The sequence below is a fragment of the Sphingobium sp. PNB genome, assembly GCF_019873065.1.
In the GTDB taxonomy this organism is placed as follows: Bacteria; Pseudomonadota; Alphaproteobacteria; order Sphingomonadales; family Sphingomonadaceae; genus Sphingobium; species Sphingobium fuliginis.
Window position 1 is genome coordinate 35,129 of sequence record NZ_JAINEZ010000022.1, and the last position, 14,173, is coordinate 49,301.

At 66.6% G+C, this 14,173-nt stretch carries 11 protein-coding genes; 5 read left to right on the forward strand and 6 right to left on the reverse strand.

Annotated features, from left to right (window positions below; translation table 11 throughout):
- Window positions 1–181: 181 nt before the first annotated feature.
- Window positions 182–2,455, forward strand: coding sequence for a GumC family protein (locus K7W03_RS09945; RefSeq protein ID WP_222886208.1), 2,274 nt, complete (start codon window positions 182–184; stop codon window positions 2,453–2,455).
- Window positions 2,452–3,186 carry a helix-turn-helix transcriptional regulator gene (locus K7W03_RS09950; RefSeq protein ID WP_222886209.1) on the forward strand — a complete coding sequence of 245 codons (735 nt, stop codon included), beginning with the start codon at window positions 2,452–2,454 and terminating at the stop codon, window positions 3,184–3,186. Before K7W03_RS09945 ends, K7W03_RS09950 begins: the two co-directional genes overlap by 4 nt.
- Before the next feature lie 240 nt (window positions 3,187–3,426).
- Here the strand turns inward: K7W03_RS09950 and K7W03_RS09955 are convergent, their stop codons facing one another.
- The 6 genes from K7W03_RS09955 to K7W03_RS09980 form a co-directional block, all read right to left on the reverse strand.
- Complete coding sequence (locus tag K7W03_RS09955) at window positions 3,427–4,809, reverse strand: lipopolysaccharide biosynthesis protein (RefSeq protein ID WP_222886210.1); 1,383 nt, start codon at window positions 4,807–4,809, stop codon at window positions 3,427–3,429.
- A 104-nt stretch (window positions 4,810–4,913) separates the two neighbouring features.
- On the reverse strand, window positions 4,914–5,666 hold the full coding sequence (locus tag K7W03_RS09960; RefSeq protein ID WP_025550792.1) for a LuxR C-terminal-related transcriptional regulator: 753 nt from the start codon (window positions 5,664–5,666) through the stop codon (window positions 4,914–4,916).
- A gap of 343 nt (window positions 5,667–6,009) precedes the next feature.
- Window positions 6,010–6,693 (reverse strand): PIG-L deacetylase family protein, encoded by a 684-nt coding sequence (locus K7W03_RS09965; protein WP_099185420.1) that lies wholly within the window; start codon window positions 6,691–6,693, stop codon window positions 6,010–6,012.
- A gap of 3 nt (window positions 6,694–6,696) precedes the next feature.
- On the reverse strand, window positions 6,697–7,611 hold the full coding sequence (locus K7W03_RS09970) for a formyltransferase family protein (RefSeq protein ID WP_048577224.1): 915 nt from the start codon (window positions 7,609–7,611) through the stop codon (window positions 6,697–6,699).
- Window positions 7,574–8,170 (reverse strand): sugar transferase, encoded by a 597-nt coding sequence (locus K7W03_RS09975; RefSeq protein WP_025550786.1) that lies wholly within the window; start codon window positions 8,168–8,170, stop codon window positions 7,574–7,576. Before K7W03_RS09975 ends, K7W03_RS09970 begins: the two co-directional genes overlap by 38 nt.
- Complete coding sequence (locus K7W03_RS09980) at window positions 8,167–9,351, reverse strand: glycosyltransferase family 4 protein (RefSeq protein WP_103000609.1); 1,185 nt, start codon at window positions 9,349–9,351, stop codon at window positions 8,167–8,169. The genes K7W03_RS09975 and K7W03_RS09980 overlap by 4 nt, the downstream gene beginning before the upstream one ends.
- Window positions 9,352–9,753: 402 nt before the next feature.
- Between K7W03_RS09980 and K7W03_RS09985 the strand changes: the two genes are divergently transcribed.
- From K7W03_RS09985 to K7W03_RS09995, 3 genes are read left to right on the forward strand one after another with little or no spacing between them, the layout of a single operon-like run.
- A complete protein-coding gene (locus K7W03_RS09985; RefSeq protein WP_061934918.1) occupies window positions 9,754–11,892 on the forward strand; it encodes a polysaccharide biosynthesis protein in 2,139 nt (712 codons plus the stop codon).
- A 15-nt stretch (window positions 11,893–11,907) separates the two neighbouring features.
- Window positions 11,908–13,164, forward strand: a complete 1,257-nt coding sequence (locus K7W03_RS09990) for a DegT/DnrJ/EryC1/StrS family aminotransferase (protein ID WP_222886211.1) — start codon at window positions 11,908–11,910, stop codon at window positions 13,162–13,164.
- Entirely contained in the window at window positions 13,161–14,003 is an 843-nt protein-coding gene (locus tag K7W03_RS09995; RefSeq protein ID WP_222886212.1) for a sulfotransferase family protein, read from the forward strand. Before K7W03_RS09990 ends, K7W03_RS09995 begins: the two co-directional genes overlap by 4 nt.
- Window positions 14,004–14,173: the final 170 nt, after the last annotated feature.

Below are 14,173 nucleotides of genomic sequence, written 5' to 3' on the forward strand. Positions count from 1 at the left end.
GATGGGTTTTCGGTCAGGACAGGGCATGGGCCCCCGCCTTGATCCGAAGGGTTTAGCACCTATGCGCATCGCCGGTCCCCGATGCGCTTTTGCGCTCTTCCGCCGCAACCCGCACTATCGCTGCATTGGGACGGCCCTGACGGCGGGCGCGTCCGCGCGCCGATGCGACCGGGAGACTATCATGGCGTCTGCACAGCTCACTCTGATCGATGGCGCCGCGCCGGGCGGCGGCGCGGAAAAGCCGCGCGACCTGTCCTTCGAGTTGCAGCAGATGTCCGCGCGGCAGATCTGGTTCCTGCTCCACCGCCACATGAAGCTGGTGGCCAGCATCGTCGTCGCCTGCGTCGTGGTGGTGCTGATCGTCCAGTTGCAACTGCCCAATCGCTATGAAGCGACGGCGACCGTGCAGGTGGAGCTCAACGATTCCACCGGTTCCAACCAGGCCGACGCGACCCGCAACCAGCAGCGCGTCGCCAATGAGGCGCGCATGTACCGGTCGCAGGCGCTGGCGGAGCAGGTGGTGCGCGACCTCAACCTCAATCGCAACCAGGCCTTCACCCATGGCGTGCAGATGACGGTGCAGCAGGCGGCCGTGCAGCTTACCAAGACCACCCGCGTGGTCAGTTCGACCGATTCCGACTTCATCGACATCACGGTCCAGTCGCGCAAGGCGGAACTGGCCGCGCGCATCGCCAACCGCTTCGTCGACAGTCTGCAGAAGATGCGCTCCCAGCGCCGCCAGACATGGCGCAACGGTCTCAGCACCGCGCTCGACAAGGAAACCAGGCGCCTCGCCCATGAAGTGGAGCTGGCCGAGCGCGCCGTTGCCGATTTCCGCCGCCAGCACCTGATGCCGATGGGCGCTGGCAGTGCGGAGGACTATCAGCAGATGAACCGCATCGCCGTGGAGGCGGCCTCCACCGCCGCGATGAGCAGCGCGATGCAGGCGCAGGCCGCCGGCGTCAGCCGCGCCGCCAGCATGCGGACGGTGGCGGGCGCGACCTCCCCCGCGCTCGACAATCTGCAGAAGCAATATGACGACCTGATCCGCCAGCGCTCCGAAATCTCCGTCCAGATGGGCGCCAACCATCCGCAGATGCAGGCGCTGTCGGCCCAGATCGCACAGGTGAGCAGGGCGCTGGTGCAGGAGCGCGCCTCCGTCGTCGCGACCCAGCAGACCCGGAACGACACCGATGCCGGGCGCGAACGGGCGATGGCGCTGGCGGAGGCGAACGCTGCCTCCGCCCGGGCCGGCCAGTTGCAGGCGAAGCTCAACGCCATGACCGGCGCCGCCTTCCGCAACAACGCCAATCTGGTCGATCTCTCCATCCTCGACCGCCGGGCGGAGGTGGCGCGGCAGGCCTATCTCACCACGGCGCAGCGCGCCCAAACGGTGCAGTCGGAATTGCAGACCACCGGCGTCAACTCGACCATGGTCTCGGCGGCGGCGGTGCCGCTCCAGCCCGTCGCGCCCGCGCCCAAGAAGATGGCGCTGGCCGCGTTCGTCGGCTCGTCCGTCCTCGCCTTCCTGATCGTGCTGGGGATCGAGATGTTCGACAACCGGCTGCGCAGCGGGGACCAGCTCCGCCGCCTCTTCGGCCTTCGCACGCTGGCGATGCTGCCGAAGCTGGAGGAATCGATCGGCACCACGATCGAGGACAATCCGGTGACCACCCAGCCGCAGTCCCTGTTCACGGAGGTGGCCCGCAACCTGGCCAGCGAGATCGGCGAACTGCCCCATCAGGGAACCAGCCAGCGGGTGCTGGTGACATCGCCGCTGCCGGGCGACGGCAAGTCCAGCGTCGCGCTGACGCTGGCGGCCGCCGCCGCGTCCATGGGCCGCCGCGCCATCGTGGTCGACCTCGACCTGCGCCGACCCGGCCCCAGCATCCTGCGTTCGATCCAGGACGGTTCCGACACGCCGGACCTGATCGAGGTGCTGACCCATGCGGGGGAAAGCCGCCGGCTGATGCCGCAGGCCGAACGCCATGTGGACCATGACGCCGCCGAAGGCGCGGCGCCCGTCGCGCTGATGCCGGTGGTGCTCAGCACCCGCGAACAGATCCGCAATCCGGCCGCCGTGGTGCAGGGCTGGCAGGTCGGCCGCCTGCTGGACGATCTGCGCGAGCGCTTCGACCTGGTGGTCATCAACGCGCCGGCCATCCTGGCGGTGCGCGATGCGCGGACTCTCTCCTCGCTGGCGGATTCGACGCTGATGGTCGTGCGCTGGGGGCATACGACGGTCGAACAGTTGCGCGCCTCGCTCCAGATGGTGAACAACCAGGTGGTCGGGGCCGTGTTCAACCAGGTCGATTATGAGGACCATGCCCGTCGCGGCTATGGCGACGCGGTCCAGTTCTACATGGGATCGGCCGCCTATTATTCCGACAGCTTCCCCATCCGCCAGAGCTGGACGGACCGCGTCCGGCACGTCTTCACGCGCAAGGCGGCATGAGCCGCCTGCCGCCTTTGCAGGAGGCGCCTTCGCCTTCTGTTCGTTTCGAAAGCGTAATAGTGGAAGAGGATGCCCTTCGTCTCAATCTGCTGATCCTCGACGGAAGCCCGCTTCGCCGGGCCTGCATTGCCGTGGCGCTGGAGACCGCGGGCATTCGCATATTGCAGCAATCCAGCCTGGACCAGCCGGAAGCCGGCGAGCCGCCCGACATCATCCTGTTCCAGACCGGGGAATCCGAACTGGAAGGCGCCGCCCTGCCGCTGCAGATCGCACAGGCGAAGCAGCTATGGCCCGCCGCGGCGATCCTGGTGATCGCGGACCATGGCAATGAAGCGCTGATGCAGGCGGCTATCGCGGCGGGGGCGCAGGCCTTGCTGCGCTCCAGCACCGGCATCGTCAGCATGCAGCGCGTGCTTTTCCTGCTGAAGGAGGGGCTGGCGGTCTATCCGGCCGCGCTTGCCGCCACCTTGCACAGGCGCCAGCCGGACACGGCCGACGGCCTGACCGAGCGGATCGCCCAGGCGGTGGACAGGTTCAAGCTGCTGACGAAGCGGCAGCGCGACGTGCTGCGCCTGCTCGCACAGGGCGCATCCAACAAGGACATCGCCCAGCGGCTGAACATCAGCGAAAGCACGGTGAAGGTCCATGTGCGGGCGATCATGGCGGTGAACGGCGCATCCAACCGCACCCAGATCGTCGCGCATCTGTTGAAGGGCGGCGGCGAGAATTAGCGGAACGGGTGGGAAGCGGACACCCGCTTTATCCCTCTCCCTTGAGGGAGAGGGCTGCGCAGACTTGGCAGCTTGCTGCCTTAGTCGTAGCTGGGTGAGGGGGTGCGATCCAACGGATCGCGCGGGCCGCAGACCCGCTTCCTCCCTCCAAATCAACCCAGGCTCCTTCGTCGCGAAGGCTTCCTATTCTTCTCCTTCAAGGGAGAAGGAAGGTCTTGAAATAGCCACCTCCCGCCCGGCTCATCCCATGCTCGCCGCGACCGGCCGGGGCTTCGCCCGCCGCAGCCAGCTCACGTCCAGCAACACGGCCGTCACCACGCCCAGCACGACATGGGCGATATTCCCGCCGATCGGTCCATAGCGGGGTACGGCATAGGCCGCGACCGCCACGAACAGCGCCGTTCCGAAGCCCGAGATCGCAAGGACCGTCCAGCTTCGGTTCATCGCCAGCATCGCTGACCGGGAAGGCGCGGCATGCAGCATCAGCATCACCGCAACCAACTGCGTCAGCAGCAGGATATAGGTTTCCGAATAGGCCACGCCCGGCCCGACCCGGATGAGCAACGGTCCCAGCAGCCAGGCCCCAGCCAACATGACGAAGCCGACCGCCGCCAACGCCATCTGCACCTGCAGCGTGGCCGCCCGGAAATTGCGGATATTGCCGTTCGCCCACATCCGCGCGACATCGGGATAGACGACCGCCTGCACCTGAGCGCCGACCTGGGTCGCGACCTTGGCGATGCGCTTGGCGAGATAATAGACCGCCGCGGCCGAACTGCCCGCCACCGCGCCCACGAACAGCGAGTCCGCTTCCGTGGTGATGACGCGCAGGGTGAGCGACAGGTTGGTCGAACAGGCGAAGCCGAAGAAGCCGGGAAAATCCTTCACCAGCCCCTTCAGCCGGGCGTGCAGCGGATTGGGTATTCCCATCTGTCTCAGGGCGCGGAAGCCGACCCAGAAGACCAGCACCGAACCCAGGGCCTGCGACACCGTCCACGCGCCCATGAAGCCGATCACGCCGGCATGCGTCACCATGCAGAGAAAGGCGAGCAGGATGCGCAGCACATTGCCCGCGACCTGCGCATAGGCCAGCATCTTGAACTGGCCGGACAGGCGCAGCGCCGCGGTCGGCACGCCTGCGATGTTGAACAGGGTCGCGACCGAATAGATCGCCACCAGCTCCACATGCAGGGGTTTGAGGCCGAACAGCGGCCCGAACAGCCATGCCAGGCCAATCGCGCTGACGGCCGCCACCGCCGCTGCGCCCATGTCCAGCATCAGGCCATAGCAGTAAAGCCGCTGCATCCGGCGCGGCGAGCCCCTGGATTCTTCCTCCACGGCAAAGCGGATCAGCGGCTGCCAGGATTCGAAGCGCAATATCCGTTCGACCACGCGATTATAGGACAGCACCAGCACCATGACGCCGTAGGTGGCCGGTCCCAGCGACCGGGCCGCCATCGCCACGCTGACCAGCATGATCAGCGCGTTCAGGAAATTGCCCGACAGCAAATGCCCCACCGCGACCAGCCGGCCCCGGGTTCCCTTGACCAGGAAGCCCGAAAACCGGCCGCGCAGCATCGGCAAGGCGCGTGCGGTCAGCACGCCCTTCACATCATAGGCCATGACGATCCCCCTGGAACGCGCGGCGTCGCATCGGACGCCGTCGCACGCTCCAGATTCTTCGTTGCATCATCGCGCCGGCGCGCGATGCCTCAGGAATGCGCGGATCAGGCGCGGCTTGCGACGCCCGCCATCTCCAGCACCGGCAGTTGCGCCGGATGGGGAATGGCGACGGGCAGTTCGGGTTCGACTTCCGTCACGCGCCCGCGCATGCCGTGATTGGCCGCCCAGATCGCCGCCTGGGTCCGGTTCTTGACGCGCAGCTTGCGCAGCACGGCCTTCACATGGACCTTCACCGTCGCCTCGCTGATGTCCATCCGCTTGGAGATGACCTTGTTCGGGCATCCCATGATGAGCCAGCGCAGGATTTCCAGTTCCCGGTCGGACAGGCAGGCCGCATCCACCGGGCGTTCGACTTCCAGGGCATCGGTCAGGCTGGGCCGGGATTGCAGTTCGTCCGCCAGTTGCGGTGGAAGGACGCGCTCACCCATGGCCACCAGCCGCAGCGTCGCCACCAGCCGGTCGCAGGAGATTTCCTTGACGATATAGGCCAGAGCCCCCAGCCGGAACGCCTTCAGCATGATCTGGAAATCGAATCGGTCGGATAGAAGGACAAGGTAGGAACAGGGAAAACGTTTCTGCAGAACCGACAGCGTCTCGACATCCATCGCGTCGGTTCCGTCGTCGATCAGCAACAGGGATGGTTCGGTATCTTCTTCCGGCACCTCGACTTGCTGAAGCACCGTAGCCACGTTGGGATATTGGGTTACACGGAAATCCCGTTCCATCAGGATGCGGCTAAGCCCCTCCCGAACGATCGCATTACCGCACAACAGACGCACATTAACTGGGTAAGACATTGGGTGGTCCCCTCATGATCTCTTCTACGTCCGTAAGCAGGCCCCAAACGGAATGTAGAAGACCAGTAATCAAATGCCTGTAGTGCGACCCTTTCTTTTCGTTTCAACAACTTATCAGTAACATATTTGTGCCGTGAGAGTCCCCGAATGTACAATGGAAATTTCGGGTGCGCGCGACAAGGCGTTAACACATTGTTAAGTTGCTGAATTTTTCTTACCACTTGTGCAATATGCTGCGCCAGCGGCAGTCAAACTTACCACTTTGGTGGTATCGCAAACGGTCTAGGGCCCCGTTGCCACATCGTTTCGCAAATGAAGCGATTCGCCCGCGAAGTAACACATGTTAATTAATTTGTCGAACCAGAACAAAAGCTTCAGCGGCGGAACGATAGACGGTTGCGCCACGTAGCGTCGCGAGGGCGCGAATGGCCTCTATGGACCGCTCGTCGGGGCTGGCTTTCACCTGCGTCCGGAACGCCTGGAAGGCGGCGATCTTTCGTTCGATCGTCTCGCTGATGTCCACGAAAATGTTCGGAACGAAGGCGGGCGTGACGCCGGGGGCGAGCCAGTTGGTTTCCGATAGCGTCTCATAGGCCATAACGCAGCTCGGCCCGCCGGGCCCACGCGGCCGGGCATGGACCAGCGCTGCGTTGAAGACGATCTGATGATCGAGGTGGATGTCCCCGATGAAGGGGATCAGCAGCAGGTCGGGCTCGATCCGCGACAGCGCCTCCGACAGCGCCGCATTGAGTTCGCTTCGCCTGATCTGATCCAGCCCGGCCGCCGGGAAATCCAGGAACCGGGTGTCTGCCACGCCGATCATCCCGTGGGCGCGCAGGGTTTCGGAGCGTATCTGCCGCACCAGCTCTTCGTCGAACAGCGGCGGCTGGCCGCGGGTGACGACGACGACATGCACCTCCGCCCCAGCGGATGCCGCCCGCGCCATGGTGCCGCCGCATCCCAATATCTCATCGTCGGGATGGGGCGCGACGACCGCGATCCGGCGGGCGTTGAACGGCAGCGACATCGGCTAATCCCCCAAAATGGCGTGAAGCTTGGGCGGCTTGTCCGGGCCGCTCCATTGCGTGACGATAAGGGCGGTGGCCTGACCGCAGAGCACGGTGAAGCCGTCCGCCGTCCGCGCCACGACCTGTCCAGGCAGGGCCGCGTGACGCCCGCCCATGTCCGACGGCGCCGCCGCCCAGATCCGGAGGTCCGCGCCGCCCAGCCGGGTGAAGGCGCCGGGATAGGGGCGGCCCGTTGCGCGGATCAGGCGCAATATGTCGCCGGCCGGCCGCCGCCAGTCGATCAGCCCATCCGCCGGGGTCCGGCGCGCGGCCCAGGTGGCGCAGCTTTCGTCCTGGACCATGCGCGGCATCTCCCCAGCCGCGATCCGTTCCAGCGCACGGTCGAGCATGACGGCCAGCGCCCGCATATGCTTGGCGTAGAGGGTCGCCGCCGTTTCGTCCGGCGCGACATGGAAATATTGCTGGTCGACTATGTCGCCCGTGTCCGTCCCCGCATCGATCCAGAACAGCGTTCCCGCCGTGATCGGTTCCTGCTGCAATATCGTCCAGGGAATGGCCGCGCGGCCGCGCAACCGGGGCAGGGCGGCAGGATGATAGCCGATCACCCGGTCGCGAAAGAGCGCGCGAAAGGCGGTCCCGCAAATCTGCGACCAGCCCATGACGAAGGCGATGTCCGCGCCCGCGTCCCGGATGGCGGACAGCGATTCCTCCCGGTTGATATTGTCGACATGGATGACCGGGCAGCCCCGTTCCCGCGCCGCCGGCCGCAGGTCGACATGATCCGAATGGCGCCCGGCCAGAGCGGGATCGAGCGTGACGATGGCGGCCATGTCCCATGCCGGGTGGCGGGCGATCGCTTCGAAGGCGATCCGGGTGGTTTCAACTGCCCCGATGAGGAGGGCGCGCTTCGTCGGCATGCCAGTCGATCCTTTTTTCACCCCCGACCACCACCAGCAGCGTGCGCGCGATGATCTGCGCGTCGAGGCGGGCGCTGCGGTGGCGCACATAGCGCAGGTCGAAGCGCAGCTTTTCCTCGATGGTCAGCAACGTGTTGCCGCTGACCTGCGCCAGACCCGTCAGGCCGGGCCGCACCCTGCCGCGCTCCACGCCGTCGCGGCCCATGGCGGCGATGCTGTGGGGCAGCAGCGGCCGGGGGCCTATGAAATCCATGTCCCCCCGCGCGATGTTGATCAGTTCGGGCAGCTCGTCCAGCCGGAAGCGGCGCAGGAACTGCCCAACGGCCGTGACCCGCCGGGCGTCGGGCAGCAAGGCCCCGTCGCTGTCGCGCAGGTCGCGCATGCTGCGGAACTTGATCATGGCGAAGGGCCGGCCGCCCAGGCCGCTTCGGACCTGACGGAACAGCACCGGCCGCCCCAGGCAGAGCAGCACCAGCAGGGACAGCAGCAGCAGCAGGGGGGCAAGCAGCGCGAAAAGGCCGATCGCCAGCAATCCCGCCGGGCGCAGACAGGCGGTCATGCGCGCTCCGGCACCAGCAGCGCGGGCGGAGGCGCTGGCATGGGCATCGCACTGGCCGCACCGCGCAACTGCATGATGTCCAGCAGCATGGCGTTCACCTTGTCCACATCATAGATGTCGACCGCCGTCCGCCGGGCGGCTGCGGCCATGGCCGCGACACGCCGTGGATGGGCGATCATCGTTTCCATGGCGGCGGCCAGCGCGGCCCCGTCGCGGGGCGGCACGAGCAGGCCGTTGACGCCATGCCGGATCGGCTCGCGGCAGCCGGGCATGTCTGTGGTGATGACGGGCCGCCCGGTCGCCAGCGCCTCCAATATCGTGCGCGGCAGGCCCTCCCGGTAGAAGGACGGCAGCACGAACGCATGGGCGGACGCGATGAAGGGCCGCACGTCACGCGTCTCCGGCAGGAATTCGATCAGCCCCGCCGCGCGCCATTGGTCGAGATCGGCGGCGGTGTAGCCGGTCGGATTTTCCGTCTCCGGCCGGGTCAGCAGCAGGAAACGCACGTCGGGGCGCCGGGCCCGGACGATCCGTGCGGCATCGACATATTCGCCCACGCCCTTGTCGCGCATCAGGCGACCCATCATCAGGAAGGTGAAGGGCCCTTCCGGCAGCGCCTGCTCGGCAAAATGGCGCACGTCGATGCCCGAGCCGGGAACCTGCATCACCCGCTGCGACGGCGAAACGATCCCGCTTTCGCGCATCAGCCGATGATCGTCGCCGTTGAAGACGAAGATGCAGCGCGCCCGGGCGACGCCGATCCGGTAGAGCCGGGACACGACGGCGCGCAGCCAGCGGCGCTCATCCGCCTCCTCGCTGAACACATAGCCAAGGCCGCTCATGATCGCGAAATAGCGCGCCCGGCTCCACAGCCGTGCCGCCAGACCGCCATAGATGATCGGCTTCTGCGTATAGGCGACCACCACATCGGGCCGCTCGGCCCGCATCAGCCGCCGGTAATGCAGCAAGGTGCGCGCATCGTGCAGCGGGTTGGTGCCCGCCCGCGCCATCGGCGTCCGGCGGAAGCGCACGCCCATCTGCGCCAGCCTTTCCAGCACCTCCGGCTCCTCGTCCGGGGCGCAGGCGACGACCTCATGCCCCTCCCCGACCATCCGGGCGATCAGCGCCCCGCGGAAATTGATCAGCGACCAGGACAGGCTGGAGAGGATCACGACTTTCACGGCGCTTATGCCCTCCGGTTTTCCATATGTTGCTGCGCACGACCCCACCGCCGCTTCAGGCGGGCGGACAGATCCAGTTCTTGAAGACAGCTATCACAGCCCGCCCCGCAGCCCGGCGGTGCATCGGTAGATTACCCCTTTGAGGCAATCCGCCTCCCCTCCGCGCCCGCCAGCCCCTGCCGTCCGGCGCCATCGAGCCTGTGGCATAGCCCCAATGGGCGGAAGGGCGCGCCGGTCGGGTTGCGCATGGGATAAAGGATAGTGTCCGCTCGACCGATTACCGCGATGCACCCGTTCCGATAGCCTTGGCGCCACCGTCGGTTGCGGACGGCATGCAGGGTGGCGCCTCCAGGCAGCCCTCCGCCCCCGCAACCGGCGGACCATGGACTCGGAGACATCGGAATGCCGAACATCGCATCAGCCAGGCCGGACGGGCAGGACAGCGTTGCGCAAACGCCGCCCGCCGCCATGCTCCTGCGACTGGACGCAGCCGCGCGCGCCTTCGCCGCGCGGGGCGCCACGCGCTTCTGGGCGATCAGGCTGGCCGTCATCCTGGCGCTGGACGCGCTGATCATGCTGGGCAGCTTCGTGCTTTCCCGGCTGATCCTGTCCGACCTGCCCATGCCCCGGACGCTCCTGGAACCCTGGTTCATGGCCCTGTTCGTCGGCGTGAACCTCAGCGTCCTGTTCGTCGTCGGCACCTATCGGCAAAGCTGGCGCTTCCTGTCCATCGGCGACGCGCTGTCGCTGGCGGCCAGCCTGCTCGCCAGCAGTTGGCTCATATGGATGATCACCGCGGGATTGCTGGTGCCGCAGAAAATGATGCGCGGGCCCATGACCGTCTTCCTGACCGTCGACGTGCCGCTGACCGTCGCGGCGCTGCTGGCCGTGCGCGTGCTGCGGCGGCAGTTCTTCAAGCATGTCCGCTCCGCGCGGCTCCGCCGGACAGTGCAGGCGCGCCGCCGCATCCTCCTGCTCGGCGAACTGGACTGGGCGCGGGTCATGGCGGACCTTGTCCCCACCGACGCCCATTCGGGCCTGGAGATCGTCGGCGTCATCTCCTTCGACGGGCATGAGCGGCGGCTGCATGTCGGCGGACTGCCGATATTGGGCTCGCCCGAGATGCTCCCCCGGATCGTGGCGGACCTCGACCGCGCAGGCCGGCGACCGGTCAGCCTGGTGGTGCAGGAAAGCAGCGAGCGGCTCGACCGGCAGCAGATATTGCGCATCGCGGCGCTGGCGGAGCAGGAAAATCTGGTGGTCTCCCGCTTCCGCAATCCCTGGACCAGCGCCCAGCCGCTGAGCGGCGACCGAATGGCGATAGAGAAGATGCCGCTCGCGGAATTGCTGGGGCGGCCGGAAATCACGGTGCAGCACAGCTATCTGGAACGGGTGGTCACCGGCGCGCGGATCATGGTGACGGGCGCGGGCGGCACCATCGGCGGCGAGCTGGTGCGCCAGCTTGCCTATTACGCCCCGGCGGAGATCGTGCTGCTCGATCACAGCGAATATAATCTCTACGCCATAGAGATGGAGGCGCGGGAGAAATTCCCCCATGTCCGCTTCCACGCCGAACTCTGCTCGATCCGCCAGCGCCCCGCGCTCTGGCAGGTGTTCGAGCGGCGGCGGCCGGAGATCGTCTTCCACGCCGCCGCGCTGAAGCATGTGCCGATGGTGGAGGCCAATCCCTGCGCCGGGGTGCATACGAACGTTCTGGGCACGCGCAATGTCGCGGACGCGGTCTGCGAATTCGAAGCCCGCGCGATGATTCAGATTTCGACCGACAAGGCGGTAAACCCCGTTGGCCTGATGGGCGCGACCAAGCGGCTGGGCGAGCTATACTGCCAGGCGCTCGACCTGATCGGCAGTTGCGATCCGGACAGTCCGCGTTTCCTGACGGTGCGTTTCGGCAATGTGCTGGGGTCCAGCGGATCGCTGATCCCGCTGTTCCAGCAACAGCTTGCCAGCGGCAAGCCGCTGACCGTCACCCATCCCGACATCGAACGCTTCTTCATGACGGTGCAGGAGGCGGTGCTGCTGATCCTGCAAAGCAGCGCCCGCGCGTTGGAGACGGATTCGGAACGCGGCACCATCTTCGTCCTCGACATGGGCGAGCCGGTGAAGATCGTGGAGATCGCCCGCCGCGTCATCCGCATGGCCGGGCTGCGGCCGGAAATCGACGTGCCGATCAAGTTCATCGGGCTTCGTCCCGGCGAAAAGCTGTTCGAGGAACTGTTCGACAGCAGCGAGGACAAGATCGAAAGCGCCATTCCCGGCATTTTCGAGGCCATGCCCTCCCCCATCCCGCTGGAGATGCTGGTGGAGGGCTTCGCCCAGCTTGCCCGGTTGATCGCGGCGGGCGACGCGGATGAGCTGGTGCGGCTGACGCATGAAATGGTCGCGGCCTCCGCCAGTTCGCGCTGGGCGGAGATATTGCGGCGGCTGGCGGCGGAAAGTTCCGACACGCTGCTGATGATGCCGCCGCGCCCCACGGACATTCCAGCCGTCCTGTCCTCGCCGCTGCCGCGCGATGTCGCCTGACTTTTTGGGGGAACAATGATGCAAGCCGCGCCTGCCCAAGCCCAGATTCCGCCCCAGCTTCCGCTCCGCCTCAGTCCGCTCGATCATGCCGCGCTGCGTTGGCCGCAGCATGAGCCCGACGAGATCGCGGCGGTGACGCGGGTTCTGGAAACCGGGCGGGTCAATGCCATGGTCCATGGCGAGCAAAACCGCGCCTTCGAGGCCGAGTTCGCGGCATTTTGCGGCATGCCCCACGGCATCGCGGTCAGCAACGGCACGGTCGCGCTGGAACTGGCGCTGCGGGCCTTGGGCGTCGGCGCTGGAGACGAGGTGATCCTGCCCTCGCGCAGCTTCTTTGCCAGCGCGGCCTGCATCGTCGCGGTCGGCGCGACGCCGGTCTTTGCCGACATCGATCCGGTCAGCAACAATATCGACCCGGAATCCGCCCGCCGCATGCTGTCGCCGCGCAGCCGGGCGATAATGTGCGTGCATCTGGCGGGCTGGCCCTGCGACATGACGGCGCTGCGGGCGCTGGCCGATGAACGCGGCCTGTGGCTGGTCGAGGATTGCGCGCAGGCGCATGGCGCGACCCTTCACGACCGGGCCGTGGGCAGCTTTGGGGATGCCGCCGCTTTTTCCTTCTGCACCGACAAGATCATGTCCACCGGCGGGGAAGGCGGCATGCTCCTGCTGCGGCAGGAAAGGCACTGGAAACGGGCCTGGGCCTATAAGGACCATGGCAAGAATCCGGACAAATTCTTCGCGCCGGCCACGACGAACGGCTTTCGCTACCTGCACGACAGCTTCGGCAGCAACTGGCGGATGACGGAGATGCAGGCCGCCATCGGGCGGGCGCAGCTTGCCAAGCTGCCCGGTTGGCTGGCCGCCCGCCGTCGCAACGCCGCGACCCTGATGCGGCTGCTGCGCGCCAATCGGGCGGTGGAGGTGCCCGCAATTCCGGCAGAGGTCGGTCACGCCTTCTACCGGCTCTATGTGACCATCGCCGCCGACCGGCTGGGGGAGACGGGAACCACGCCGATCATAGGCCGTATGGCGCAGATGGGCATGCCCGTGGGCAGCGGTTCCTGCGCCGACATGACGGGCGAAGCCGCCTTTGCGGACCGACAGGTGCGCCGCGACGGCGCCCTGCCGGTGGCGCAGGATCTTGGCCGCCGCAGCATCGCCTTTCCGGTCGACCATCTGCTGGACGAAGGCGACATGCATCGCCTCGCCAACTGCCTGGAGATCGCCATGGCGGAACTGCCATCCGGACGAAGAGGGGAAAGAGGATGACCAACGACCGCCTGCCGCATTTCGTCATCATCGGCGCCGTCAAGGGCGCGACGACCTGGATCCACAACCAGCTTCAGGACAACCCGGCCATCTACCTGCCCGCGCCGGAGCCGCATTTCTTCAGCCAGGACCACGCGCGCGGCCTGGACCATTACCGCCGTTTTTTCGATGGCGCCCGGCCCGACCAGATGCTGGGGGAAAAGTCCGCCGATTATCTCGCCCATCCGGACGCGCCCGCCCGTCTCGCCGCCGTCCTGCCCAGGGCGCGGCTGGTGGTGCAGCTCCGCAATCCGGTCGACCGCGCCTATTCGGATTACAAGATGCTGTTCCGGCGCGGCACGGTGACGAAGGGGCCGGAACATTATCTGGACGGGCGGCCAAGCGACCAGCCGCGCTTTCTGGAGGACGGGCTTTACGCCAGGCATCTGCGCCGCTGGCTCACGCATTTCGATGCCGAGCAGATCAAGGTGCTGCTGTTCGAGGACGTGAAGGCCGCGCCGGAAGCGAGCGTCGCCATCGTCAGCGACCATATCGGCGCCCCCTGCCATTATTCGACGCAGGTGGGTGCCGACCCGCGCAACGACAGCAGCGAAAGATTCCTGCCCCTGCCCGTGCGCACCGCATTGGCGCCATTGAAGGAAGCAGTGCGGCCCCTGCGCGGCAATGCGATGTTCGAACGGGTGCGCGGCATGTTCGCGCGGCAGATCGCCTATCCGCCCCTGCCGGCGATGCTCCGCCAGCGGATGGTCGATTATTATGCGCGGGACATCGCCGATCTGGAGGAGCTGATCGGACGGGACCTCAGCCATTGGAGGCAGGATAGGAAACTGGCTGCCTGACGGTACCCGCTCCTGCCTTCAGGAGCACGATATGGCAGGCACGCCTCCTTCGTATCACCCCCAAAGCGCTCCGGCTCTCGCCCCTTTTTGCCCGTCCGCCAGCCGTTATTGCCCGCCCCTGAATCAGCCAAAGGGCTTAAACTTCCGCCCTATCCATCCAGAGGGGACAC

What these genes read in the sequence shown, in the direction of transcription:
- K7W03_RS09945 (WP_222886208.1), top strand. Translation starts at nt 182, where the DNA reads ATGGCGTCTGCACAGCTCACTCTGATCGATGGCGCCGCGCCGGGCGGC.
- K7W03_RS09950 (WP_222886209.1), top strand. Translation starts at nt 2,452, where the DNA reads ATGAGCCGCCTGCCGCCTTTGCAGGAGGCGCCTTCGCCTTCTGTTCGT.
- K7W03_RS09955 (WP_222886210.1), bottom strand. Translation starts at nt 4,809, where the DNA reads ATGGCCTATGATGTGAAGGGCGTGCTGACCGCACGCGCCTTGCCGATG.
- K7W03_RS09960 (WP_025550792.1), bottom strand. Translation starts at nt 5,666, where the DNA reads ATGTCTTACCCAGTTAATGTGCGTCTGTTGTGCGGTAATGCGATCGTT.
- K7W03_RS09965 (WP_099185420.1), bottom strand. Translation starts at nt 6,693, where the DNA reads ATGTCGCTGCCGTTCAACGCCCGCCGGATCGCGGTCGTCGCGCCCCAT.
- K7W03_RS09970 (WP_048577224.1), bottom strand. Translation starts at nt 7,611, where the DNA reads ATGCCGACGAAGCGCGCCCTCCTCATCGGGGCAGTTGAAACCACCCGG.
- K7W03_RS09975 (WP_025550786.1), bottom strand. Translation starts at nt 8,170, where the DNA reads ATGACCGCCTGTCTGCGCCCGGCGGGATTGCTGGCGATCGGCCTTTTC.
- K7W03_RS09985 (WP_061934918.1), top strand. Translation starts at nt 9,754, where the DNA reads ATGCCGAACATCGCATCAGCCAGGCCGGACGGGCAGGACAGCGTTGCG.
- K7W03_RS09990 (WP_222886211.1), top strand. Translation starts at nt 11,908, where the DNA reads ATGATGCAAGCCGCGCCTGCCCAAGCCCAGATTCCGCCCCAGCTTCCG.
- K7W03_RS09995 (WP_222886212.1), top strand. Translation starts at nt 13,161, where the DNA reads ATGACCAACGACCGCCTGCCGCATTTCGTCATCATCGGCGCCGTCAAG.